The organism is Sphingomonas sp. NCPPB 2930 (assembly GCF_042867205.1).
Lineage (GTDB): Bacteria > Pseudomonadota > Alphaproteobacteria > Sphingomonadales > Sphingomonadaceae > Sphingomonas.
In genome coordinates, this window is record NZ_JBHZQU010000060.1 from 338 (window position 1) to 623 (window position 286).

Genomic DNA, 286 nt, shown 5'->3' on the forward strand with positions numbered 1-286 from the left:
CGATTGGTCTATTGATTCTTGGTTAACTGAGTTGTTTAATAATGATGCTGAACTAATTCGCTTAGCATGGCAAACAATTTTGGCAGTGATAAGTGGATATGCTGACGAGAGAATTATTTGGCTGATTGGAAAAGGAGGAACAGGTAAGGGTAGTTTCCAGGAGTTGTTAATTAACTTAGTAGGTAGGAGTAATACAGCCTCCATGAAACTAATTGAATTAGATGGCAAAAACCGTTTTGCCACTTCACAGTTAATAGGTAAACACTTAGTTATTGGAGATGATAAT

Annotated in this window: 1 protein-coding gene; it reads left to right on the forward strand. The window is 36.4% G+C overall.

All coding sequences use genetic code 11. The features are described from left to right. Positions 1–286 (forward strand): DUF5906 domain-containing protein (locus tag ACFX59_RS18345; protein WP_387434508.1); only part of this gene is annotated, 286 nt, incomplete at both ends.